Origin of the sequence: Pigmentiphaga sp., assembly GCF_019689535.1 — a bacterium.
GTDB lineage: Bacteria > Pseudomonadota > Gammaproteobacteria > Burkholderiales > Burkholderiaceae_B > Pigmentiphaga.
The window spans coordinates 1-20,039 of record NZ_JADGHH010000049.1; the positions used below are offsets into that span (position 1 = coordinate 1).

Annotated in this window: 23 protein-coding genes, 1 other RNA gene and 1 pseudogene; 8 read left to right on the plus strand and 17 right to left on the minus strand. The window is 64.6% G+C overall.

All coding sequences use genetic code 11. The annotated features are described in order from the left end of the window. The 6 genes from ompA to IRZ12_RS06290 all read left to right on the plus strand — a co-directional run. Positions 1-389, plus strand: a 389-nt coding sequence (gene ompA / locus IRZ12_RS06265) for an outer membrane protein OmpA (protein ID WP_296465813.1), incomplete at its 5' end; no start/stop codon positions are given. Positions 390-490: 101 nt separating this feature from the next. Continuing rightward, the gene (gene ubiG / locus IRZ12_RS06270; protein WP_296465816.1) at positions 491-1,216 is read left to right on the plus strand and encodes a bifunctional 2-polyprenyl-6-hydroxyphenol methylase/3-demethylubiquinol 3-O-methyltransferase UbiG; all 726 of its coding nucleotides are present in this window, start codon (positions 491-493) and stop codon (positions 1,214-1,216) included. Beyond that, positions 1,213-1,878: an HAD family hydrolase gene (locus tag IRZ12_RS06275; RefSeq protein WP_296465819.1), complete on the plus strand. Its 666-nt coding sequence runs from the start codon at positions 1,213-1,215 to the stop codon at positions 1,876-1,878. The genes ubiG and IRZ12_RS06275 overlap by 4 nt, the downstream gene beginning before the upstream one ends. 99 nt (positions 1,879-1,977) lie before the next feature. Then, positions 1,978-2,400, plus strand: a transfer-messenger RNA (tmRNA) gene (gene ssrA / locus IRZ12_RS06280). 440 nt (positions 2,401-2,840) lie between these two features. Further along, a complete protein-coding gene (locus IRZ12_RS06285; protein WP_029577227.1) occupies positions 2,841-3,119 on the plus strand; it encodes a DUF1778 domain-containing protein in 279 nt (92 codons plus the stop codon). Further along, complete coding sequence (locus IRZ12_RS06290) at positions 3,116-3,619, plus strand: GNAT family N-acetyltransferase (protein WP_053299180.1); 504 nt, start codon at positions 3,116-3,118, stop codon at positions 3,617-3,619. Before IRZ12_RS06285 ends, IRZ12_RS06290 begins: the two co-directional genes overlap by 4 nt. A gap of 15 nt (positions 3,620-3,634) precedes the next feature. On the opposite strand, the gene IRZ12_RS06295 is transcribed toward IRZ12_RS06290, so the two are convergent. Both IRZ12_RS06295 and IRZ12_RS06300 read right to left on the minus strand, forming a co-directional pair. After that, entirely contained in the window at positions 3,635-4,066 is a 432-nt protein-coding gene (locus IRZ12_RS06295; protein WP_296465843.1) for a LacI family transcriptional regulator, read from the minus strand. Further along, the gene (locus tag IRZ12_RS06300; RefSeq protein ID WP_296465845.1) at positions 4,063-4,680 is read right to left on the minus strand and encodes a recombinase zinc beta ribbon domain-containing protein; all 618 of its coding nucleotides are present in this window, start codon (positions 4,678-4,680) and stop codon (positions 4,063-4,065) included. The genes IRZ12_RS06295 and IRZ12_RS06300 overlap by 4 nt, the downstream gene beginning before the upstream one ends. Here IRZ12_RS06300 and IRZ12_RS06305 point away from each other — a divergent pair. Both IRZ12_RS06305 and IRZ12_RS06310 read left to right on the plus strand, forming a co-directional pair. Beyond that, positions 4,680-5,156, plus strand: coding sequence for a hypothetical protein (locus tag IRZ12_RS06305; RefSeq protein ID WP_296465846.1), 477 nt, complete (start codon positions 4,680-4,682; stop codon positions 5,154-5,156). The genes IRZ12_RS06300 and IRZ12_RS06305 overlap by 1 nt on opposite strands. 20 nt (positions 5,157-5,176) lie before the next feature. After that, a complete protein-coding gene (locus tag IRZ12_RS06310; RefSeq protein WP_296465849.1) occupies positions 5,177-5,641 on the plus strand; it encodes a lysozyme in 465 nt (154 codons plus the stop codon). Positions 5,642-5,659: 18 nt separating this feature from the next. On the opposite strand, the gene IRZ12_RS06315 is transcribed toward IRZ12_RS06310, so the two are convergent. The 15 genes and pseudogenes from IRZ12_RS06315 to IRZ12_RS06385 all read right to left on the minus strand — a co-directional run. Then, a complete protein-coding gene (locus tag IRZ12_RS06315; protein WP_296465852.1) occupies positions 5,660-6,811 on the minus strand; it encodes a trypsin-like peptidase domain-containing protein in 1,152 nt (383 codons plus the stop codon). 24 nt (positions 6,812-6,835) lie between these two features. Next, positions 6,836-7,801 (minus strand): zinc metalloprotease HtpX, encoded by a 966-nt coding sequence (locus IRZ12_RS06320; RefSeq protein ID WP_296465857.1) that lies wholly within the window; start codon positions 7,799-7,801, stop codon positions 6,836-6,838. Continuing rightward, the gene (gene psiE-GI, locus IRZ12_RS06325) at positions 7,779-8,276 is read right to left on the minus strand and encodes a heat resistance protein PsiE-GI (protein WP_296465860.1); all 498 of its coding nucleotides are present in this window, start codon (positions 8,274-8,276) and stop codon (positions 7,779-7,781) included. Before psiE-GI ends, IRZ12_RS06320 begins: the two co-directional genes overlap by 23 nt. Then, the gene (locus tag IRZ12_RS06330; RefSeq protein WP_040436288.1) at positions 8,273-8,515 is read right to left on the minus strand and encodes a hypothetical protein; all 243 of its coding nucleotides are present in this window, start codon (positions 8,513-8,515) and stop codon (positions 8,273-8,275) included. Before IRZ12_RS06330 ends, psiE-GI begins: the two co-directional genes overlap by 4 nt. Before the next feature lie 3 nt (positions 8,516-8,518). After that, a complete protein-coding gene (gene trx-GI / locus IRZ12_RS06335) occupies positions 8,519-8,959 on the minus strand; it encodes a heat resistance system thioredoxin Trx-GI (protein ID WP_033980488.1) in 441 nt (146 codons plus the stop codon). Beyond that, entirely contained in the window at positions 8,956-10,836 is a 1,881-nt protein-coding gene (gene ftsH, locus IRZ12_RS06340; RefSeq protein ID WP_296465871.1) for an ATP-dependent zinc metalloprotease FtsH, read from the minus strand. Before ftsH ends, trx-GI begins: the two co-directional genes overlap by 4 nt. Before the next feature lie 27 nt (positions 10,837-10,863). Continuing rightward, positions 10,864-12,294, minus strand: a complete 1,431-nt coding sequence (cls, locus tag IRZ12_RS06345) for a cardiolipin synthase (RefSeq protein ID WP_296465875.1) — start codon at positions 12,292-12,294, stop codon at positions 10,864-10,866. Positions 12,295-12,311: 17 nt separating this feature from the next. Next, on the minus strand, positions 12,312-15,161 hold the full coding sequence (gene clpK, locus IRZ12_RS06350) for a heat shock survival AAA family ATPase ClpK (protein ID WP_296465877.1): 2,850 nt from the start codon (positions 15,159-15,161) through the stop codon (positions 12,312-12,314). An 89-nt stretch (positions 15,162-15,250) separates the two neighbouring features. After that, positions 15,251-15,820: an Hsp20/alpha crystallin family protein gene (locus IRZ12_RS06355; RefSeq protein WP_296465882.1), complete on the minus strand. Its 570-nt coding sequence runs from the start codon at positions 15,818-15,820 to the stop codon at positions 15,251-15,253. A gap of 35 nt (positions 15,821-15,855) precedes the next feature. Further along, complete coding sequence (locus IRZ12_RS06360; RefSeq protein WP_296465884.1) at positions 15,856-16,137, minus strand: helix-turn-helix domain-containing protein; 282 nt, start codon at positions 16,135-16,137, stop codon at positions 15,856-15,858. A gap of 227 nt (positions 16,138-16,364) precedes the next feature. Continuing rightward, positions 16,365-16,524, minus strand: a pseudogene (locus IRZ12_RS06365) (phospholipase); the annotation flags it as partial. 374 nt (positions 16,525-16,898) lie between these two features. Continuing rightward, positions 16,899-17,345 carry a hypothetical protein gene (locus tag IRZ12_RS06370; RefSeq protein ID WP_296465887.1) on the minus strand — a complete coding sequence of 149 codons (447 nt, stop codon included), beginning with the start codon at positions 17,343-17,345 and terminating at the stop codon, positions 16,899-16,901. Beyond that, the gene (locus IRZ12_RS06375) at positions 17,342-18,682 is read right to left on the minus strand and encodes a recombinase family protein (RefSeq protein WP_296465890.1); all 1,341 of its coding nucleotides are present in this window, start codon (positions 18,680-18,682) and stop codon (positions 17,342-17,344) included. Before IRZ12_RS06375 ends, IRZ12_RS06370 begins: the two co-directional genes overlap by 4 nt. Beyond that, entirely contained in the window at positions 18,679-19,140 is a 462-nt protein-coding gene (locus IRZ12_RS06380; protein ID WP_296465893.1) for a DUF2924 domain-containing protein, read from the minus strand. The genes IRZ12_RS06375 and IRZ12_RS06380 overlap by 4 nt, the downstream gene beginning before the upstream one ends. 72 nt (positions 19,141-19,212) lie before the next feature. Next, on the minus strand, positions 19,213-20,039 hold an 827-nt coding region (locus IRZ12_RS06385), incomplete at its 5' end, for a hypothetical protein (protein WP_296465896.1).

The following is a 20,039-nucleotide window of genomic DNA, read 5'->3' on the forward strand; positions in this document are numbered from 1 at the left end:
CTCCTAAGCCCGCCCCCGCTCCGGTCCCGGTCAGCGAAAAGGTGACCTACTCGGCTGACGCCTTCTTCGATTTCGACAAGGCTGTGGTCAAGCCTGAAGCCAAGGCGAAGCTGGACGAGCTGGTCAACCAAATCCGCGGCATCAACCTCGAAGTCGTGATCGCCGTCGGCCACACCGACTCCATCGGTTCCGAGGCCTACAACCAACGCCTGTCGGTCCGCCGTGCCGAAGCCGTCAAGGCTTACCTGGTCAGCAAGGGCATCGAAGCCAACCGTATCTACACGGAAGGCAAGGGTGAGAAGCAGCCCATCGCCGACAACAAGACTGCCGCCGGCCGCGCGAAGAACCGCCGCGTGGAAGTCGAAGTGGTTGGTACGCGCACTCGATAAGCAGCACCCGCCTGGTATTCCAGCCGGTTTCCAGCGGTGACAGCCGCTGGCTCGAAACCCCGCAGGTAAGTGACTGCGGGGTTTTTTCATTGGAGCCTGTCATGACGACTACCGCCCACGACTCTCAAACCGTCAATGCCGATGCAGCCGAGCTGGCGAAATTCAGCGCGTTGGCTTCGCGCTGGTGGGATCCCGAAAGCGAATTCAAGCCCCTCCATGCCATTAATCCACTGCGCCTGGAGTGGATCAGCCAAACTGCGCACGGACTTGGTAACAAAACCATACTCGACGTCGGATGCGGCGGCGGCATATTGGCCGAAAGCATGGCTGCCCGGGGCGCGACCGTCACCGGCATCGACCTCGCGGAAAGATCGCTGAAGGTCGCCAAACTCCACAGCCTGGAAACGGGCGTGAAAGTGGATTACAGGAATATCAGCGTGGAGCAGCTGGCAGCCGAGCAGCCCGGGTCTTTCGATATCGTGACCTGCATGGAATTGCTGGAACACGTGCCGGATCCGGAATCGGTCATTCATGCCTGCGCCAGTTTGGTCAAACCGAGCGGCCACGTGTTTTTCTCCACGCTGAACCGCAATCTCAAATCATTTGCATTTGCGATTCTCGGTGCGGAATATGTGCTGGGCCTCGTTCCGCGGGGAACGCACAGCTACGACCATTTCATCAAACCGAGCGAACTGATTGGTGCTGCCCGCCGCGCCGGCCTCGAAGCTCTGGCGATCAAGGGCCTGGAATACAACCCCCTGACCAAGACCTACAAACTGAGCAACGACACTAGCGTGAACTACTTGGTGGCGATGATCCGCTCATGAAACCGCTCGTCCTTTTCGACTTCGACGGCACACTGGCCGACACCGCCCCCGACCTGGCCGCCGCAGCCAACCAGCAGCGGCTCCGCCGCGGCCAGCCGCCGCTGCCGTACGAGCAGCTGCGTCCCATTGCCTCGCAAGGTGCCCGCGGACTGCTCCGCGTCGCGCTGGGCCTCACGCCCGCATCCCCCGGATACGAGGAGGCCAAGCAGCAGTTTCTCGACGACTACGCGGCCAACATTGCCGTCCATACCGTCCTCTTCCCAGGCGTGGAAAAGCTACTGGCCGATCTCATGGACGGAGGATGGTCCTGGGGCATCGTCACCAACAAAGCGACGCGCTTTACCAAGCCGCTGGTCCGCCACCTCGCGCTCGAACAACATAGCCGCGTCGTCGTCTGCGGCGACACGACCCCCTATTCCAAACCGCACCCCGAGCCGTTGCTGCATGCCGCCCGGCTGGCCGGCGTGGCGCCCGAGCGTTGCCTCTACATAGGCGATGACCAGCGGGACATCGTGGCCGGCAAAGCGGCAGGCATGAAAACCATCGCCACCGCCTATGGGTACTGCGGAGACCTCGCGCCGCCCGAGGCCTGGGGGGCCGATGCCGTGGTAGGTTCGGTGCCCGAACTGCTGCCCGTCATCCGCCGGCTGTCGCCGGTATAAGACGTGCGGCCGAACCGTCGCCACATCCCAGCCCCTCGAGAAAGAAAACCCTCTTGAAAGCGGGGCTTCGGCCCCCATATGGGCTACAATCCTCCATACGGGGCCGTACCGGTTTCGACGGGGGTCACGAAGCAGCACAGGGCATGTCGAGCACCAGTAAGCTCGTAAAACCACTGGAAATCAAATAAACGCCAACGACGAGCGTTTCGCTCTCGCCGCTTAAACGGTGAGCCGCTGCACCGATCTGTCCTTGGGTCGGGCGGAGGAAGGGCAACCTTCCTAAGGATCCCTGCCTAGGGCCATACTCCCCGAAGCAGCCTGCATCCTGAACCGCAGCAGCGTCATTGACAAGGACTCGGCATGGACTGGGGTCACACGGTTCATGCTTAAACTACGTGAATCGCCGCGTGCCGGCCTGTCGGTTGGCTAAGCCCGCGGTTAAATCCAAATAAATCGACTACACATGTAGAACTGTCTGTAGAGGGCTTCCGGACGCGGGTTCAATTCCCGCCGGCTCCACCAATAATGAAACCCCAACCGTTCTCGGTTGGGGTTTTTTCTTGCCTGATCGCGCCGGTTCCCGCGTGTTCTTGGGGGCTCCTGCGGAAGCCTGCGGACTTCGCCCGCCGCCTGAATTGGCCGTTCCGGGCCACATTCCACTTTCTCCTAGCCATTCCTCGCTCCGACCTCGCTCCCTGAAAGTTGCCCGAAGTCCGCAAGGGCCACAAGTCAGCGCCATACAGATCAAAGGGTTACGCGCGGACGAATCAAGCGGTTGGATTGCAGCATCGGGGGGCGAAGGACACGCTGCGGGTGCGTTTCGTCGGTAGTTATCGAGAACTACCGACATGTCGCAACGCGAAAGTACGTGCTTGGATGGTGGCTAAGATAAGGAACCTCTTGTCAGGACAATGTCCGGACGAGTACAATAAAGGAATCCAATATCAGTCCGGAGGGGCACCATGAGCACCCTGAATCTTTCCAAGACCGAACGCATTGACGTTCGTGCCAGCACGCCGGTCAAGCAGCTGCTTCAAGAAGCCGCACGCGCCTGCCACAAGAACGTCAGCGAGTTCCTGCTCGACGCGGGCGTGACGGCGGCCGCGCAGACGCTGGCGGATCGTCGCCAGTTCGTGCTGGACGACACACAGTGGCAGGCCTTCCAGGAGGCGCTGGACCGCCCGGTGCAAAGCAAGCCGCGTCTGAAGAAGTTGCTGCGTGAACCTGGGGTGCTGGATTGAGCAATGACTACTCGCCCGTTCGCAAGCTGGCTGCAACGGATCAGGTCGATGCGTTCGACTGCGGCCAGGCCGCGCTGAACCAGTTCCTGCAGCGCTACGCGCTCGTCAACCAGAAGGCCAACAGCGCGCAGACCTATGTCTGCTGCCAGGGTGACGTGGTGGTCGGCTTCTACAGCCTAGCCGTTGGTAGCGTCGATCCGGAAGCCACGCCGTCGAGAGTGATGAAGGGGCTGGCGCGCCACCCGGTGCCGGTCATGATCCTGGCCCGGCTCGCCGTGGACAAGGAGCATCAGCGTAAAGGTCTGGGCCAGGCCTTGCTCAAGGATGCACTGCTGCGCACCGCACAGGCCGCCGACATTGCGGGTATCCGCTGCCTGTTGGTCCATGCCAAGGACGACGCAGCACGGCAGTGGTACGAATCGTGGGAATTCGAGCCCAGCCCGACTGATCCGTACCATCTGTTCCTGATGCTCAAGGATCTCAAAGGCATGTTGAGCTGAGGTGGTGTCTCCACCTCAGAGTCCGACTCTCTCCCGCTGCTCATCCCACAGCGCTGGCGGATCAACCGCCAGATCAAACAGCGTGACGTGGTTCGGCAATTCGACGTCCAGGATGGCCGCCACGATGTCGGGTGCCAGCGTGGTCAGGTTGACCATCCGGCTGACGTAGCTGTTGTCGATCCCCTCCCGCGTGGCGATTTCCTTCAAGGACTTCGCTTCCCCCGATTCCAGCATCGCCAGCCAGCGGTGACCCCTGGCCAGCGCCAATTGAATGGAGGTCGGTGCCACGTCCCATGGTCTGACCGGTGCAGTCTCACCGTTCGGGAGGGTGACCAGCTTGCGGCCGCTGCGCCGCTTGATCTGGATCGGCACAGACAGAGTTAGCCGGCCATCACTCGCCTCAACGATGTCCGGCTCGCCAGTTTTCTGGATGCGGATGTCGCTCATGCCAACGCCTCCGCTTGTTGCTCGACCGGCTCGGGACGCAGTTCAAGCACCAGCCGCTCGATGCCGTTGGCGCGCAATCGCACCTCGAGGTCATTGGGCGACACGATCACCTTCTCGACCAGCAATTTCACGATCCGGGTCTGCTCCGCCGGGAACAGTTGATCCCAAATCGCGTCGAGTCGGGTCATGGCCACGGTGATCTTGGCCTCGTCCAGCGTTGGGTCGAGCTTGATCGCTTGCGGCAGCATGTCGCCGAGCAGATTCGGGGCACGCAGGATGGCACGCAGTTGGTCGAGCACCGCCGACTCAAGTTCTGAGGCGGGCAATCGCGGCAGACCCGAGGCACCCGCGTGTTCCTTGGCGTCGCGCTGGGGCACGTAGTAGCGGTAGCGACGGCCATTCTTCTTGGTGGTGTGCCACGGCGACAGTGCGCGACCGTCGTTGCCGAACACGATGCCCTTGAGCAGATAGGGAACCTTTGCCCGCGTCGTGTTGCCCCGCACTCGGCCATTCGTCTCCAGGATCGCGTGGACGCTGTCCCACAATTCGCGGCTGATGATGGGCGGGTGTTCGGCCTGGTACCACTGGTCCTTGTGCCGCTGGGAGGTGGCCAATGATCGAGACCTTGCTCGGCGGCCTCCTCGGCGGGGCCTTCCGTCTCGCGCCGGAGATCCTCAAGTGGCTGGACCGCAAGGGCGAGCGCAGCCATGAACTCGCCATGCAGGACCGGCTGCTTGCGTTCGAGAAGCTGCGCGGCGCCCAGCGGATGACCGAGATCGGCGCCGGGGCCGATGCCGCCTGGAACGTGGGGGCCCTCGAGACCTTGCGCGAGGCGGTGGCGGCGCAGGGCCGAACCTCGGGCGTGAAGTGGGCCGATGCGCTGTCCACCACGGTCAGGCCCGTGGTCACCTACCTCTTCGTGCTGATGTATGCCGGGGTGAAGCTCTCGACCTTCGTCGGCTCGGTGCAGTCGGGCGTGGGGTTCGGGCCAGCGTTGCTCGCAGCTTGGTCGGAGGCAGATCAGGCCTTGCTCGCAGGCATCCTGAACTACAGGTTCCTGAATCGCACCCTGGAAAAGGGGCTGCGGTGATGGGGCGGTCGGACGAACGTGTGATCCGCGTGCCGCCCCAAGCCATTGAGCTTGCAAAGCGCTTCGAGGGCTTTCACCGCGTTCCAAAGCACGATCCCAACCGGGCCTATCCGTACATCTGCTCGGCAGGATATCCGACGATCGGCTACGGCCATCTCTGCGACCCCAAGCATCCGCCGATCACGGAGGCAGAAGCCGAGGTCTATCTGGCGCGCGATCTGCAGACGGCACTGACGGCGACGCTGCGCTACTGCCCGGTACTGGCCACTGAGCCGGAGGCGCGGCTCGCGGCCATCGTTGACTTCACGTTCAACCTTGGCGCGGGGCGGTTGCAGACGTCGACGCTGCGACGGCGCATTAACCAGCGGGACTGGTCTTCTGCTGGGCAGGAACTGCGGCGATGGGTCTATAGCGGTGGAAAAGTACTGCCGGGACTGGTCACACGGCGTGAGGCTGAAGCCGCTTGGCTGCTCAACGCCGCATGAACCAGAGATTCAACTGAATCAAATCCCGGGCTGCAACTCCACCTGCACCTCTCGCGATTTGCCGGCCCGCTCCACGGACAAGACTACGACATCGCCGACCTTCCTGTCGTCGAGCCGGGCGAGCAGCTTGGCCACATCGTCGATCGCCGTGCCGTCGATGCGAACGATGCGGTCGCCGGGCACGATGCCTTGTGGGGTAATCTCGACCCCAGCGAGCCCGGCTTTGTGCGCTGCCGAGCCGGGGGTGACACGCAGCACGAACACGCCCTTGCTTCCCGTCAGCGCAAGCAGGCGCTGATTGAGCTGTTCGTCCACCTCGATGCCAAGCGCCGGGCGGATGTATTTGCCGGTCTTGATGAGTTGCGGCACTACCCGCATGACGGTGTCCACCGGCACGGCAAAACCGATCCCGGCCGAGGCGCCGGAGGGGCTGTAGATCGCCGTGTTGATGCCGATAAGCCGACCGGCCGAATCGAGCAGGGGGCCGCCCGAGTTGCCGGGGTTAATGGCGGCGTCGGTCTGAACCAGGTGATCAATGGCCGGGCCGCCCGCTTCTCCCGGTAACGAGCGGTCGAGCGCGGAGACGATGCCGGTGGTGAGCGTCCAGTCCAGGCCAAAGGGGTTGCCGATAGCAAACACCTTCTGTCCCACCTTGAGGTCGGCGCTGGTGCCGACCGGCACGGCAGGCGGGCGTTTGAAGCCGACGCCGATCTTGAGTACGGCGATGTCGTGTGCTGGGCTGGCCCCCACCAGCGCGGCCTGGTAGTCGCGGCCGTCGGCAAGCTTGACGGTGGCTTCGGACGCGCCCTGGATGACGTGGAAGTTGGTGACGACGTGGCCGGCGTCGTCCCAGATGAAGCCCGAGCCGGTGCCACGCGGCACGGAGAAGACATTGCGCGTCCAGACGTCGCGCACCAGCTGCGCGGTGGTGATGTAGACCACCGAGGCGCGTGATTTTTCGAACAGTTCGATGGTGGCCTGTTCGTCAGCGGCCAGATCGCCACGCGGCGTGACGGTGCGCTCAGCGGCTTGGCGCGGGCTGAACCAGGCTTCGATGGCGGGCAGGAACTGCCACAGCAGCATGAGCGTGGCAATACAGGCGGTGATGAAGAGCCAGCGCCGGATGAAGGGATCCGGTGCGGGGCGTGGGTACGGGTCAGGGTAGGCCATGAGAAGTCTCCTGTTGATAGACAATCAGCGCCATAGCCCGCTCGGGCGCCAGCGCGGCGGGCGCGGCGTCACAGCGGATTCCGGCAAGAAATGGGGCGCGTGAAACGGCAAGGCTGTTGCTGGTCCAGGCGCCAACGTCAGCAGGCGTGAGATGCGATCTTGCGTTGCCGGATGCGTGCGCAACCAGGAAGGCTCGGGATTGCCCCATCCCGGCCACAGCCAGGCACGCCAGGAGCGACTGACCCGCTCGATCTTCGCCAGCGCGGACGCCAGCCCTTGCGGGTCGCCGGTCAGTTCCGCCGCGAGGCGGTCAGCGTCGAACTCACGCACGCGAGACAAGCCGAGCTGTGCGAGCAGGGCCAGCTGGGGCGAGGCGGCCAGCAGAAGCAGTCCAGGCCAATTGACCGCCACCGCGCCGGCCAGCAGTGCGGGCAAGCTGAACACAATAGCGATCTGTCCGACCATAGCCAGCAGGCTCGTGAGGCGACTGACGGAATCCGCCAGCCCCATGACACGCAGATCCTCATTGGCGATGTGCGCGACCTCGTGCGCGAGCACACCCGCCAGTTCGCGCGGACTCAGGTTGCGCAGCAGGCCATCGGTGAGGGCGATCGATGCATGCTGCTTCGAGCCGGTGGCGAAGGCGTTGACGACGGCACTGGGCACGTAGTGCGGCACCGGCGTGGCGGGCAAACCGGCACGGGCGGACAGCTCGCGCAACAGGGCCCAAATCTCGGGGGCTTCGTGCGGGCGCAAAGCCCGTGCGCGGTACAGGCGCAAGGTCAAGGCGGATGCGGCTGCCGGTTCCAGCAACAACGTGCCTGCAACTGCAAACAGCGCGAGCCACAGGCCGCTTTCCCCGAACAGCAGGCTTCCTGCGGTGGCTGCGATCCCGATCAGGGTCAGGACCAACAGCCCAGTCTGCAGGCGGTTGAGCCAGCGGTGTTGCAACAACGCCGCGCGCGGGTCACTGGGATGATGACGGGTCATGCCCAGATGTCTCGGCGACGCGGTCGTCGCGATCGCGCAGCAGCCAGTAAGTGGCACCGAGCGCCAGTGTGGCGCCTGCAAGCGCGGCGATCTTGCCAGGGCTCGCCTCGGGGTCGAGGATCACGAACTTGCGCGCCAGCGCGATCAGACCGATGAGGATCACGGTCTTGACCTGGATGATGCTGTCCCGACGCAGCGCCACGCGCACGATGGAATGCTTGAACTCCATCGCGATCAAGAGCGTCATGATCATGCCGAACACACTCTGGAATACCTTGTGATCCAGGGGATTGAAGGCATTGAGGACCAGCAGCGTGAAGACGATGGCGATGAGCTGGAACAGCGACACCACGATGATGACGGCAATTACCGCCGACAGAACGAGGGCGACGACCTGCTCGAAGCGCTCGTATAAACTCATGATGGCCCATTGGTCACGCAAGACCTGAAATGGATTGCGGCCTGTTGACTTCATGCAGATGGACTCCCTGCGAAATTGTCGCTGTCGGGACGATGGCGCATTGCACTGATGTTTCGTTCGACTATCTCGGCCGGCATGTCCAGCGCCGACATTACCTGTTCCGTCAACCCAAGGGCTGCGGCAAAGGACTGCTGATAACCCAGCAAGGTGGGTACTCTGAACGCAGCCGTCACCACGGCCGCCACACTGCACCCCACTAGCAATATCAGCGTGACGCTCAGCAGGCTCTGCATCGATCAGCGCCCAACCTGCGCCTTTGCCCAGCGCACGATGTCCTGCGCGCCCATGGCGCCCGCCTGACGCCCGATCTCCCGCCCACCTTGGAACAGGGCCAGCGTCGGAATGCTGCGGATACCGAACTGCGCGGCCAGGTGCGGCTCAGCCTCGGTGTTCACCTTCGCCAGCCTGATCCAGGGTTCGAGCTGGCGCGCCGCTTGCTGAAACTGCGGTGCCATCATCTTGCAAGGCCCGCACCACGGCGCCCAGAAATCGACAAGCAAAGGAAGATCGCTGCGCTCCACGTGGCGCCCGAATGTCGCCGTGGTCAACTCGATGGGCTCGCCCGTGAACAAGGGCTGCTGGCAGCGGCCACAGTTAGGTTGATCCGCGAGCTTGGCGGCCGGCACACGGTTGATGGACTGGCAATGCGGGCAGACGATGTGAAGGTGTTCGCTCATGGTGTGGCCCCTTGGGATGTAGAGAGTGAGGTTTCGGACTGGGGGGGCGCCGACTCGCGGGATTCGGACTTCAGCCCCTGGGTCAGCTGACGGATGTCGTTTTCGTCCAGGGTTTCCCGCGCCAGCAGTTCGCGCGCGCAGCGCTCCAGCACCGCGCGGTTGGTATCGAGAATCCGGTAGGCGCGCTCGAACACGCCCATCACGATGTCGCGGATCGCCTGATCGATGCGCGCCTGGGTGGATTCCGCCACCCGGCAACCACCTTGGGCCAGCTCGGGGACGTCGAGAAAACGCGGCCGCTGCGCCTCAAACGCGATGTAGCCGAGTCCCTCGTCCATGCCAAAGCGGGTGATCATGTCGCGCGCGATGTCGGTGGCCCGCGCCAGATCGTCTGCGGCACCGGTCGACAGTTCGCCAAACACCAACTTCTCTGCGGCGCGCCCGCCCAACAGTACGGCGATCTTGTGCTCCAGATCGGCGCGCGTCATCAGGAACCGGTCCTCGGTGGGGCGTTGCAGCGTGTAGCCCAGTGCGCCGATGCCGCGCGGAATGATCGATATCTTGTGTACCGGGTCTGTGCCTGGTAGCGCCAGCGCCACCAAGGCATGGCCCATCTCGTGATAGGCCACCGTCTCGCGCTCCTTCGGGTTGAGGACACGGTTGCGCTTCTCCAAGCCGGCGACGATGCGCTCGATCGCTGCAGTGAAGTCCTGCAGCTCGACCGCACGGGCCTTGCGCCGGGTGGCAGCCAGCGCCGCTTCGTTAACCAGGTTGGCTAGGTCGGCACCAGAAAAGCCGGTCGTCAACGCCGCGACTTGTTCGAGATCGACATCACTGGCCAGGGTAACCTTCTTGACGTGCACCTTCAGGATATCGAGACGGCCTTTCTTATCGGGACGGTCCACCAGCACCTGGCGGTCGAAGCGACCGGCGCGCAAAAGCGCCTGATCGAGAATTTCAGGCCGGTTGGTGGCGGCGAGGATGATCAGCCCCACCGAGCTGTCGAAGCCGTCCATCTCGGTGAGCAGCTGGTTGAGCGTCTGCTCACGCTCGTCGTGGCCGCCGATGGGCCCGCCGACGCCGCGTGCACGGCCCAGCGCGTCGAGTTCATCGATGAAGATGATGGCCGGCGCCTGCCCGCGCGCCTGCTCGAACAGGTCGCGCACCCGCGCCGCGCCCACGCCGACAAACATCTCGACGAACTCCGAGCCGGAGATAGAGAAGAACGGTACCCCGGCCTCGCCCGCCACGGCCTTGGCCAGCAGGGTCTTGCCCGTGCCGGGCGGGCCAACCAGCAACACACCTTTCGGGATGCGCGCGCCGAGGCGGCTGTAATCCTGCGGGTTCTTCAGGAAGTCGACGATTTCGACCAGCTCGGCCTTGGCCTCATCGACACCCGCGACATCGGCAAAGGTGACGCCGGTGTTCTTCTCCATGAACACCTTGGCGCGGCTCTTGCCGATGCTCAGGAAGCCGCCCATGCCCTGCTTCTCGGCGAAGCGGCGGAACAGGAAGAACCAGACGCCGAAGAAGGCCACCGCCGGCAGAATCCAGGAGAGCACATCACGTAGCCAGGTGCTTTCCACCACCCGCGCGTAGGGCACGTCGTACTTGGACAGCCGCTCGGCCAGGTCGGGTTCGACGCGAGTGGCCACGATGGTGGTCTTGCCCTGGCTGTCCGGCGATTTCAGGCGCCCGGTGACCGTGCGGTCCGACACCAGCACTTCGGCGACGCGCCCCTCGGCCAGCGCCTTCTCGAATTCGCTGTAGGGCACGGGCTCGACGGTCTTGGCCGCCTGCCAGTAGTTCTGCAGCGTCAGCAGCAACAGGCCGGCGACGATCCAGTAGCCAATGTTCCATTGATCTTTCTTTTCCATGGGCAATGTTCCTCGCAAGTCGTGCCGCTAGAGAATGGGGGTGAACAGACGGGCCACCCCGTCGCGCAAGCGGATGGCCAGCGGGCGGGCACGCAACGCCATGGCCGATATCTCGTTCGATGCATCACGGGCGGCATCAAAAAGGGATTCCAGCCGCGTAGACAGCGCGGTGTCGTACACCTCCACATTGAACTCGAAGTTGAGGCGCAGGCTGCGCGCATCCCAATTGGCCGAACCCAGGCAGCACCACTGGCCGTCTATCAGCATCAGCTTGCTGTGGTCGAACGGGCCAGGCCGTTCGAAGATGCGTACACCGTGCTCCAGCACCTGCCAGTAGTGGGCGCGCGCGGCCCATTGCACCGTGGGATGGTCGCCGTTTGCGGGCGTCAGCACCTCGACGCGCACGCCGCGCAACGCGGCCGTGCTCAGCGCCGCGATCATCGGCTGATCGGGCACGAAGTAAGGTGTCCAGATGCGCACCGAATGCTTCGCCGCGCTCAAAGCGCCCATGAAGGTCCAGCGCAGCCGGTCCAGGGCCTCATCGGGACCGGCCTCGATGCCGCGCGCCCAAGAGGTTCCTTGCTCATCAGCCGTTGCGGGCGGTTCGCCCCAGAAACCCTCGTTGAGCCGCTCGCCCGTGGTATCGCACCAATCGTCGGTGAAGCACCGCATCAGATGCGCAACCACCGGCCCGCGCAGACGAAAGTGCAAATCGTGACAGGCCTGCTCCGGCGCATCGGGCCGCCAATACGGGCTGAAGATGTTCATGCCGCCGGTGAAACCCGTCTCGCCATCGATCACCAGCAGCTTGCGGTGATTGCGCAGATGCGCGGCATGCAGGCGCGCGGGAATCAACGTCGGGTTGAACGTCGCCGCCGGAACGCCGGCGCGCTGCAAGGCGCGGTAGGCGCTGCTGGGCGTCCAGCGGGCATACACGTCGTCGATCAGCACCCGCACTTGCACGCCGCGCGCATGAGCCCGGCGCAGCGCATCGACGAACTGCGCCCCGATGCCTTGGCTGTCGAAGATGTACGAAGCCAGCGCGACGCTGTGCCGCGCCGACTCGATGGCAGCGAGCATGGCCGGGTAGGCCTGCTCGCCATCGACGAGCGGCTCGATGCGGTTGCCGCTGGTCAGCGACTGGCCGGTGGCACGTCCCACCAGGTGCGCCAGGCCGGCAAACGGCGCCGATACGGCCTGGGGCATCGTAGGCGCGAGGTCCTGCTGAACAGCAGGATCTGCCCCCGGGAAGAGCCGCCGCGCGCGCCGCTGGTAGCGGTTAATACCGAACAGCAAGTACAACAGCGAACCGCCCAGCGGCAACAGAGCGATCAGCAGCACCCACAGCGTGGCCGAGCGCGGGTCACGCTTGTAGATGACCGCGTGCCCTGCCGCCGAAATGGCGACCGCAAGCGACACGAGGGCGGCTGCCCATGTCAGCCCGTTGGGGTCGGACACGACAGCCTCCCCATGACTCAAGATTCGCCGCCCGCCGGCTTTTTCTTGCGCGTCGCCTTGCTTTCGTCGCTCGACGGCGCCTCCGCCACTTTCGCGGCATCAGGCTTTTCAGGCTCGACCGGCTTCACTGGTGGCTCCTTGCGCTCGAAAACCACCCGCTCGGCCTTGTCATCCCAGCGAGCGCTGGCGTGATCGCCCTTGCCGATGCCGCCACCGAGCATCTCGCGCGCCAGCGCGGTCTCCAGCTCGCTGCGGATCAGCCGCTTGAGCTCGCGCGCGCCGAATTCCGGCTTGTAGCCTTCCTCCGCGAAGTGGTCGATCAACGTCTGATCGAAGGCGAGCGTCACGCCCTGGCTGGCGGCGTTGCGGGCCACACGATCGAGCTGCAGGCCGACGATATGGCGGATCTCTTCCTTGCCCAGCGCGTGGAAGACGATGATTTCGTCGATGCGGTTGAGGAACTCGGGGCGGAAGTGTCCGCGCAGAACGTCCATCACCTCGGCCTTGGTCTTCTCGTATTCTTCGCCGGCGGCGCCACGGGCCTTCAGCCGACGCTGGATGATGTCCGAGCCCAAGTTCGAGGTGGCGATGATGATGGTATTGGTGAAATCCACCACCCGGCCCTTGCCGTCGGTGAGCCGCCCGTCGTCGAACACCTGCAGCAGGATGTTGTAGACGTCGGGGTGAGCCTTCTCGATCTCGTCCAGCAGCAACACGCTGTAGGGCTTGCGACGCACCTTCTCGGTGAGCTGGCCGCCCTCGTCATAGCCCACATAACCCGGAGGCGCGCCCACCAGGCGTGCCACGGTATGGCGTTCCCCGTACTCGGACATGTCGATGCGCAGCAGCGCACCTTCATCGCCATAGATGGACTCGGCCAGCGCCTTAGCGAGCTCGGTCTTGCCCACGCCGGTCGGCCCGAGGAACAGAAAAGTCGCCACCGGCTTGCTGCCTTCGCGCAGGCCCGCGCGCGACAACCGCACGGCATCGGCCACCGCGCGCACCGCTTCGTCCTGACCCACCAGGCGCTCGTGCAGCCGCTGCTCCAGATGCAGCAGCTTCTCGCGTTCTTCCACCGTCAGCTCGTTGACCGGAATGCCGGTCAGTCGCGAGACGATCTGCGCGACATGCTCGGCCTTGACTTCGGCGCTGCCCGAGGCGCGCTCGCGTTCCCATTCCTCGACGAGCTTCTTGAGTTCAGTCTCCTTGGTCTCGATGCGCTTGCCCAGCTCGGCGGCCTTGTCGTACTGCTTGCGCGAGGCCACATAGTCCTGCTCACGCCGCAGCTGGTGCAGTTCGGACTCCAGCTCTTGCACCGCCACCGGGCGGGCCGTGGCCGACAGCTTCACGCGTGCGGCCGCCTGATCGAGCAGGTCGATGGCCTTGTCAGGCAAAAAGCGTGCGGTGATGTAGCGGTCCGACAACTCGGCGGCGGCGATGATCGCATCCTCGGTGATGCTCACCTTGTGGTGCGCCTCGAAGGTGTCGCGCAGGCCGCGCAGGATCATCATGGTCTGCGCTACCGTCGGCTCGAGCACCATCACCGGCTGGAAGCGACGCTCCAGTGCGGCGTCCTTCTCGATGTACTTCTGGTACTCGTTGAGCGTCGTGGCGCCGATCAGGTTCAGTTCGCCGCGCGCCATCATCGGTTTGAACACGTTGGCCACGTCCAGCCCGCCTTCGCCGCCACCCTGGCCTGCACCGACGATGGTGTGCACCTCGTCGATGAAGAGAATCAGCTCGCCCTGGTGCTCGGTCACTTCCTTGAGCACCTTCTGCACGCGCTCCTCGAACTCGCCCCGGTACTTGGCGCCAGCCACCATGGCATTGATGTTGAGTTCCACCAGGCGCTTGTCGCGCAGCGTCTCGGGCACTTCGCCGGCGACCATGCGCTGCGCCAGCCCTTCGACGATGGCGGTCTTGCCGACGCCGGGCTCACCGATCAACACCGGGTTGTTTTTCTTGCGCCGGGCCAGCACCTCGATGGTGGTCTCGATCTCCTGCGCACGGCCGATGACTGGATCGAGTTTGCCCTCGCGCGCCATCTTGGTGAGGTCGCGCGAGTATTTATCCAGCTCGGGCGTGTTGGTCGGCGTCTCGGCGCGGCCATCCTCGGCCCCTTTGCCGACCACCTTGCTTACCTGCTGGCGCAGCGCTTGCGGTGTGAGGCCGTAACGGCGCAGCAGGTTGGCCGCCAAACCTTCGCCTTCCTCGGCGAGCCCGATCAGGAAATGCTCCGGCCCGACATAAGAGTGGCCGAGTTCGTTGGAGGCCACGAAAGCACGGCTGAGCGCATCCTTGACCCGGGGCGACACACCGATCTCGCCCTCGAACGGCTTGTCGCCGCGCTTGGCTTCGGATTCGATCTGTCGCTTGAGGTCATCGACCTTGATCCTGAACTGCCCCAGGATGGTCTTGACCACGTCGCTGTCGGATAGCGCCAGCAGCAGGTGTTCGGTATCGACTTCGGCGCGCCCGAACTCTGCAGCGTGTCGGGCGGCCTCCTGCAATAGGGCCTCGGACTGTTCGCTGATACGGCTGGCGAGCCCGCTGCCGCGACGGCGCGCGGTGCCCGTACCGGCCGGGGCGGGTTCGCCGAACGAGGCATCGACGACCTCGTCGGTATCGGCCGCCATGGACGGTGCGTCGTCACCGATGCGGAAGAAGTCGCTGCCAAGGAAGTCTTCGAACAGGCCGCTACGTGAGCCGAACAACGCTTCCAGCGGCGAGACGGTGCGCTTTTGCTGGCGCACCAGTTGGCGATAGTGATGGTCACACAACAGCATGGTGCTGTGGCGACCATTGAGATTGGCTTCCACCCGCACCGTGGCGGGCTGGCCGCAGACTTGGCATTGTTTTCTGGCCATGCTGATGCTCCTGTAAAGATCTGACGAGGCACCGCCGATCACGGTGCCTCATCTCTTTGTGGTTTTTGAGAAAAACGCGCTGCCCCGCGTCAGCCGTTGATCGGGATCGAGCGCCCCTGCTTGGGCGTACTGGCCTCGCGCTTTTCCATCGTGATCGTGAGCACGCCGTTCTTGAAAGCGGCCTTGATCGTGTCCTGGTTGGCATCGGCCGGCAGGTTCAGAGCGCGCTGAAAGCTGCCGTAGGAGCGCTCCACCCGGTGGAAACCGCCGTCTTTCGTTTCCTGCTCCTGACGCTTTTCACCGCGCACCAGCAGCACGTCGTTGTCGAGCGTGATCTGGATGTCTTTTTCCTCGACGCCGGGTACTTCCAGGGCGATCTTGTACTGCTTGTCGGTCTCCTGGATGTCCAGCGCCGGCTTCAGCATGCCCGGCCAGTCCGACGGCCAGCGTGGCATGGCCAGCGTCGGGAAACCGAAGCCTCGAAACGCGTCGTCGAACAGGCGGTCGATCTCGCGATGCAATTGCAGGATGGGACTGACGGGCCAACCCGCCACCGGCAGGTCATTGCGCTGCACCGGCAGCGAGGCAATGCTCTGTTGTTCTTCCTGCTCCTTCTTGAACCAGTTCCAGGGAGCCAATTTCTTGAAATCAATGTCCATGTCACACCTCCAGAAGAAAAATTGAAGACTCTCGCTCACTCCGTTTGCCTGCGGCGACGGACAGCGCGCCCAGACGACACGGAGTGTTCCGCTGACTTTGGCTGCTCATCTGTGCGTATCACCTCCTTCTTTCTGCCTGCTTGGGTCTGATCATTGATCCATCGATCGATTTCACTTTGACGAAACCGCCATGTCCCGCCCACCTTGAAGGCCGGAATTTCCCCGTGCGCGGCGAGCCGGTAGAGCGTTCGCTTGCCGACCTTTAAGTAGGTAGCCAACTCGTCGAGTGTGAAGATCGCCTGCTGGCGCGCTGTCATACCACCCCCACAAGTTCCGCCGTCACGCGGCCTCGCTCGAAGAAATTCGTGCAAGACTTTGCAAGATATTGCGCCTCACATAGCGAAAGTCAAGAGTCAACATCCAGCGACCTGCTGGCCGATTGATGTGACTAAAATCTTCAAGGACGGTATGCCAGGGCGGGCCGGTCCGGCGCAGGGGACGGTGGGTTGATCGGGAACTTGCGGGCGCCGCCCACGGCCGCAGATCAAACACCGATCCTCACGTTGTAACCGAGCGCCCGCACGCCCCTTGCTCGTCCGCATGTTCCTTGGCGGAAACTCGTCTGGGCGCGCCCAGCCGACGATTTCCCCGAGGCTGCTCAGGCCAATGTGAGGAATGGCCCAGTCGTCGCTGCGGATCGCGCTACCCAAGAAGCCCAGTGGCAGCGCAGGACGATCTTGGCGAAATCATCGAATCCACGTCCTCAAGGCCAAGGCGTTACTATTTAGTTCGGATTGCGGACGCGGGTTCGGTTCCATGTTCCACCACCAACACCAAGGGTCTGGATCGTCTCCAGGCCCTTTTTCTTTGCGCGAATCCCCGCGTGGCGCGGAGTTTCGGCCACCTGCCCTGCGGGTAGCACCCGGGCCAAACGCGCCGTATCGGCCCATTTCCCGGCTATCCCAGTCTCTTTTCTCTGTTTGCCCTGCGGGTAGTCGCGGCGCAGAACGCAGTATTTATGCGGGTTTGGCGCGGCCTTTCTGCGGTCAACTATGCCCACCGCTATGCGGTCAAACCCCTACGCATCGAACCCGTCGACCACCCGCAGCTGCTCGATCCAGTCCAGCGGCAGCGGGTTGCGCTGGAACCAGATCAAGCTCATGCAGCGCGGCTGCTGGCCCGCCAGGATGCTCTGGATGATGGCTGGCTCCAGCAGGGTCAGGCGCAGCAGTTCGTTCACGGTCGAGTGATGCAGGCCCTCGCGCTGGGCGATGTCGGTGCCGCTGGCGACCACGCCGTCGTCGAGCAGTTGTTGCCAATAGAAGGCCCGCGCCAGCGCCACCAGCAGCGGGTTGTCGTGCTGGCTGCGGCTGGCATGGCGGCTGATCTCACCGTCCGGCCGGATCACCACCTTGCGCACGCCGCGCTTCTTGATCTTCAGGGGGATGAAGGTCGAGAGTTTCACGGCGCTGCCGTCCATGCGCTGCTGTACCGTGGCCTCGCCCGATTGGCGTATCCGCGTCATGCCGTCACCTCCACTTCCGCCAGTTCCGCGCCGATGCTGCCGGGTCGCAGTTCGTCGATCAGTTCCACCCAGCCGGCGTCGCGCCAGAGGATCTCCAGCCCGCCGTCACCGATCAGGACGCGCTCGATCAGCAGTTGCGCCAGGCGCCGCTGTTCGGCCGGGAACAGCGAGGGCCAGACAGCGGCGAGCTGGCGCATCGGCACCACGACCTGCGCCTCGTCCAACTCGGCCGCGTTTGCATGTACCTGGTCCCATACCGCCTGCACCAGATGGGGCGCCCTCAACACCTCGCACAGCTGCGCCACCACCAGCGCCTCGATGGGTTCAGCCGGCAGGCTGCCGAACCGGCTGCTGCCGGCGCCGAAGCGGCGGTCCCGGCTCGGCGTGTAGTAGCGGTAGCGCTTGCCCTTCTTGACGGTGTGGGTCGGCATCAGCCGCTCGCCTTCGGTAGTGAAGAGCAGGCCGCGCAGCAAGGCGACCCCGCGCGAGCCACCCCGCGTCTCGGCGCGACGCTGGTCGGCGCTTTCCGCCAGCACCGAGTGTGCCGCCGCCCACTGCGCTTGGCTCACGATGGGGGCATGCTGGCCGGGATAGCTCTTGCCCTTGTGGACGATCTCACCCAGGTACATGCGGTTGTGCAGCACCTTGTATAGGCTCTGCTTGCAGAACGCACGGCCCGTCTTGGTGCGGAGGCCCTCGGCCGCATAGGCACGCACCATGGTCGTGGCCGAGCGCAGGGTGGCGAAGTCGTCGAAGATGCGTCGCACCACGGCAGCTTCCGCCTCGTTGACGACCAGCCTGCGGTTCTCGACGTCGTAGCCCAGCGGCAGCGGTCCGCCCATCCACATGCCCTTGCGCTTGCTCGCCGCGATCTTGTCGCGGATGCGCTCGCCGGTCACCTCGCGCTCGAACTGGGCGAAGGAGAGCAGCACATTGAGCATCAGCCGCCCCATGGAGGTGGCCGAGTTGATCTGTTGGGTGACGGCGCTGAAGCTTACGCCGTGCCTGTCGAAGAGCTCGACCATCTTGGCGAAGTCCGCCAGCGAACGGGTCAGCCGGTCGATCTTGTAGACCACCACGATGTCGATCCTGCCGGCCTCGATTTCGGCGAGCAGCCGCTTGAGCGCCGGCCGCTCCATGTTGCCGCCGGAGTAGCCGCCGTCGTCGTAGTCGTCGGCCACCGCAATCCAACCCTCGTGACTCTGGCTCTTGATGAAGGCGTGACCCGCCTCGCGCTGTGCGTCGACGGAATTGAAGGACTGGTCGAGGCGTTCGTCGCTGGAGACGCGGCAGTAGACCGCGCAGCGCTTGGGCGAGGTCAGGATGGGCGCACTCATCGCTTGCTCCCCTTGCCCGCCTTCAGCCCGAAGAACTTGGGCCCGGACCACTGGGTACCGGTAATGTGCCGCGCCGCCGCCGACAGACTCTTGAAGCGCCGGCCCTCGAGCTCGTAGAGGCCGTCGGCGGTGACGGTGACCCGGTACTCGCGCTCGTCCCACTCGCGCACCAGCACCGTGCCGGGCATCAGATGGCACTCCGTGCCGCGTCCGGGCTGCTTGATCTTCGAGAACTGCGCGCCGCGCTCCACCAGATAGCGGCGCACGCCTGCCGGCAGCGGCCCATAGGCCAGTTCCTGCAGGCGGTAGGCGAGGTGCGATTCCACGTAGTGGCGGTTGGTGTGGGCAGGACGGCGCGGGAAGTGCGCATCCCACAGCGCCCAGAGGTCTTTCATGGGCAGGCCGGGCAGCGCCGCCAGCTTCGCGCTGATGCTGTCTTTCGTTGGGGTACCGGTCATCGGTTTACTCCTGTGGTTGAGACAGGTCGATGAACGCGCTGTGGCGGGCAGAAGCCAAGTCCATAAACGGGCTCAGGCGGCCGGAAGCTCGGCATCCAGCGCCGCACCGGCTGCCTCCAGGGCCTCCTGGGGAATCTCGATCGCGTAGCGGTCCCGCTCGCGGGAGAATCCCGCCCGGTGCGTCGCCACGGCGGCCTGGGCGATGAGGTCGATGAAGGCCGGCAACTGCTCTCGCAGTTCGATCTCGGCCACGGTCGCCCGCGCCCCGAGCCACTGGTCCCGGGCACGGCGGATGGTCTCGGGCAGGGCCTCGCGCTCAGCCTCCAGTGCCTTGATGCGCCGCGCGACCTCCTCCAGCGTGTGCCGGGTGGCGGTCAGCTCGGCCTGCTGCGTGCTCAGCTCCGCCGGGATCGGCGCCAGATCACCCGCGTCGATCAGTCGCTGGGCGGTAGATCGGGTCTCGTCCGTGAGCTGCCGCCGTAGCTCGTCGATACGCGCTTCGAGCTTGCCGCGCAGGGCAGCGGCCTTCTGCAGCTCGGCAACGAGCGCGGCCCGGCGAGCGGCGAGCCGCTCCAGTTCTCCCTTCGCCTCTTCCAACTGGCGGGGTGCGGTCACCAGCCGTTCGAGACGAGCGTGTTCCTCGCGCAACGGATACAGCGCCTCCCGGCAGCGCGCGGCTTCGGCCTCGGCTTGGTTCTTCTCCCGGTAGAGGCGCTGCTCGGCGGTGGACCAGGTGGTGGACTGGGACCGCTCCTCCAGCTCCCGATAGGCGCGGCGCTTGTGCTCGGCTTCGGTCTGCGCGGCGGTGGCGGCGCACTCGGCCTCGGACAGCTGACGGCTCAGCGCCTCGAACTCGGCACGGAGCTGCTGGAGGTAGCCGCTGGGCGGGTGCTTGCGGG

Bases quoted from the DNA above. Each gene is read 5' to 3' on its own strand.
- clpK (WP_296465877.1), bottom strand. From the start codon at position 15,161: ATGGCCAGAAAACAATGCCAAGTCTGCGGCCAGCCCGCCACGGTGCGG.
- IRZ12_RS06375 (WP_296465890.1), bottom strand. From the start codon at position 18,682: ATGAGTGCGCCCATCCTGACCTCGCCCAAGCGCTGCGCGGTCTACTGC.
- IRZ12_RS06305 (WP_296465846.1), top strand. From the start codon at position 4,680: ATGATCGAGACCTTGCTCGGCGGCCTCCTCGGCGGGGCCTTCCGTCTC.
- ubiG (WP_296465816.1), top strand. From the start codon at position 491: ATGACGACTACCGCCCACGACTCTCAAACCGTCAATGCCGATGCAGCC.
- psiE-GI (WP_296465860.1), bottom strand. From the start codon at position 8,276: ATGAAGTCAACAGGCCGCAATCCATTTCAGGTCTTGCGTGACCAATGG.
- IRZ12_RS06380 (WP_296465893.1), bottom strand. From the start codon at position 19,140: ATGACCGGTACCCCAACGAAAGACAGCATCAGCGCGAAGCTGGCGGCG.
- IRZ12_RS06295 (WP_296465843.1), bottom strand. From the start codon at position 4,066: ATGAGCGACATCCGCATCCAGAAAACTGGCGAGCCGGACATCGTTGAG.
- IRZ12_RS06315 (WP_296465852.1), bottom strand. From the start codon at position 6,811: ATGGCCTACCCTGACCCGTACCCACGCCCCGCACCGGATCCCTTCATC.
- IRZ12_RS06370 (WP_296465887.1), bottom strand. From the start codon at position 17,345: ATGACGCGGATACGCCAATCGGGCGAGGCCACGGTACAGCAGCGCATG.
- ftsH (WP_296465871.1), bottom strand. From the start codon at position 10,836: ATGGAAAAGAAAGATCAATGGAACATTGGCTACTGGATCGTCGCCGGC.
- IRZ12_RS06285 (WP_029577227.1), top strand. From the start codon at position 2,841: ATGAGCACCCTGAATCTTTCCAAGACCGAACGCATTGACGTTCGTGCC.
- IRZ12_RS06355 (WP_296465882.1), bottom strand. From the start codon at position 15,820: ATGGACATTGATTTCAAGAAATTGGCTCCCTGGAACTGGTTCAAGAAG.
- IRZ12_RS06320 (WP_296465857.1), bottom strand. From the start codon at position 7,801: ATGACCCGTCATCATCCCAGTGACCCGCGCGCGGCGTTGTTGCAACAC.
- trx-GI (WP_033980488.1), bottom strand. From the start codon at position 8,959: ATGAGCGAACACCTTCACATCGTCTGCCCGCATTGCCAGTCCATCAAC.
- IRZ12_RS06275 (WP_296465819.1), top strand. From the start codon at position 1,213: ATGAAACCGCTCGTCCTTTTCGACTTCGACGGCACACTGGCCGACACC.
- IRZ12_RS06360 (WP_296465884.1), bottom strand. From the start codon at position 16,137: ATGACAGCGCGCCAGCAGGCGATCTTCACACTCGACGAGTTGGCTACC.
- IRZ12_RS06330 (WP_040436288.1), bottom strand. From the start codon at position 8,515: ATGCAGAGCCTGCTGAGCGTCACGCTGATATTGCTAGTGGGGTGCAGT.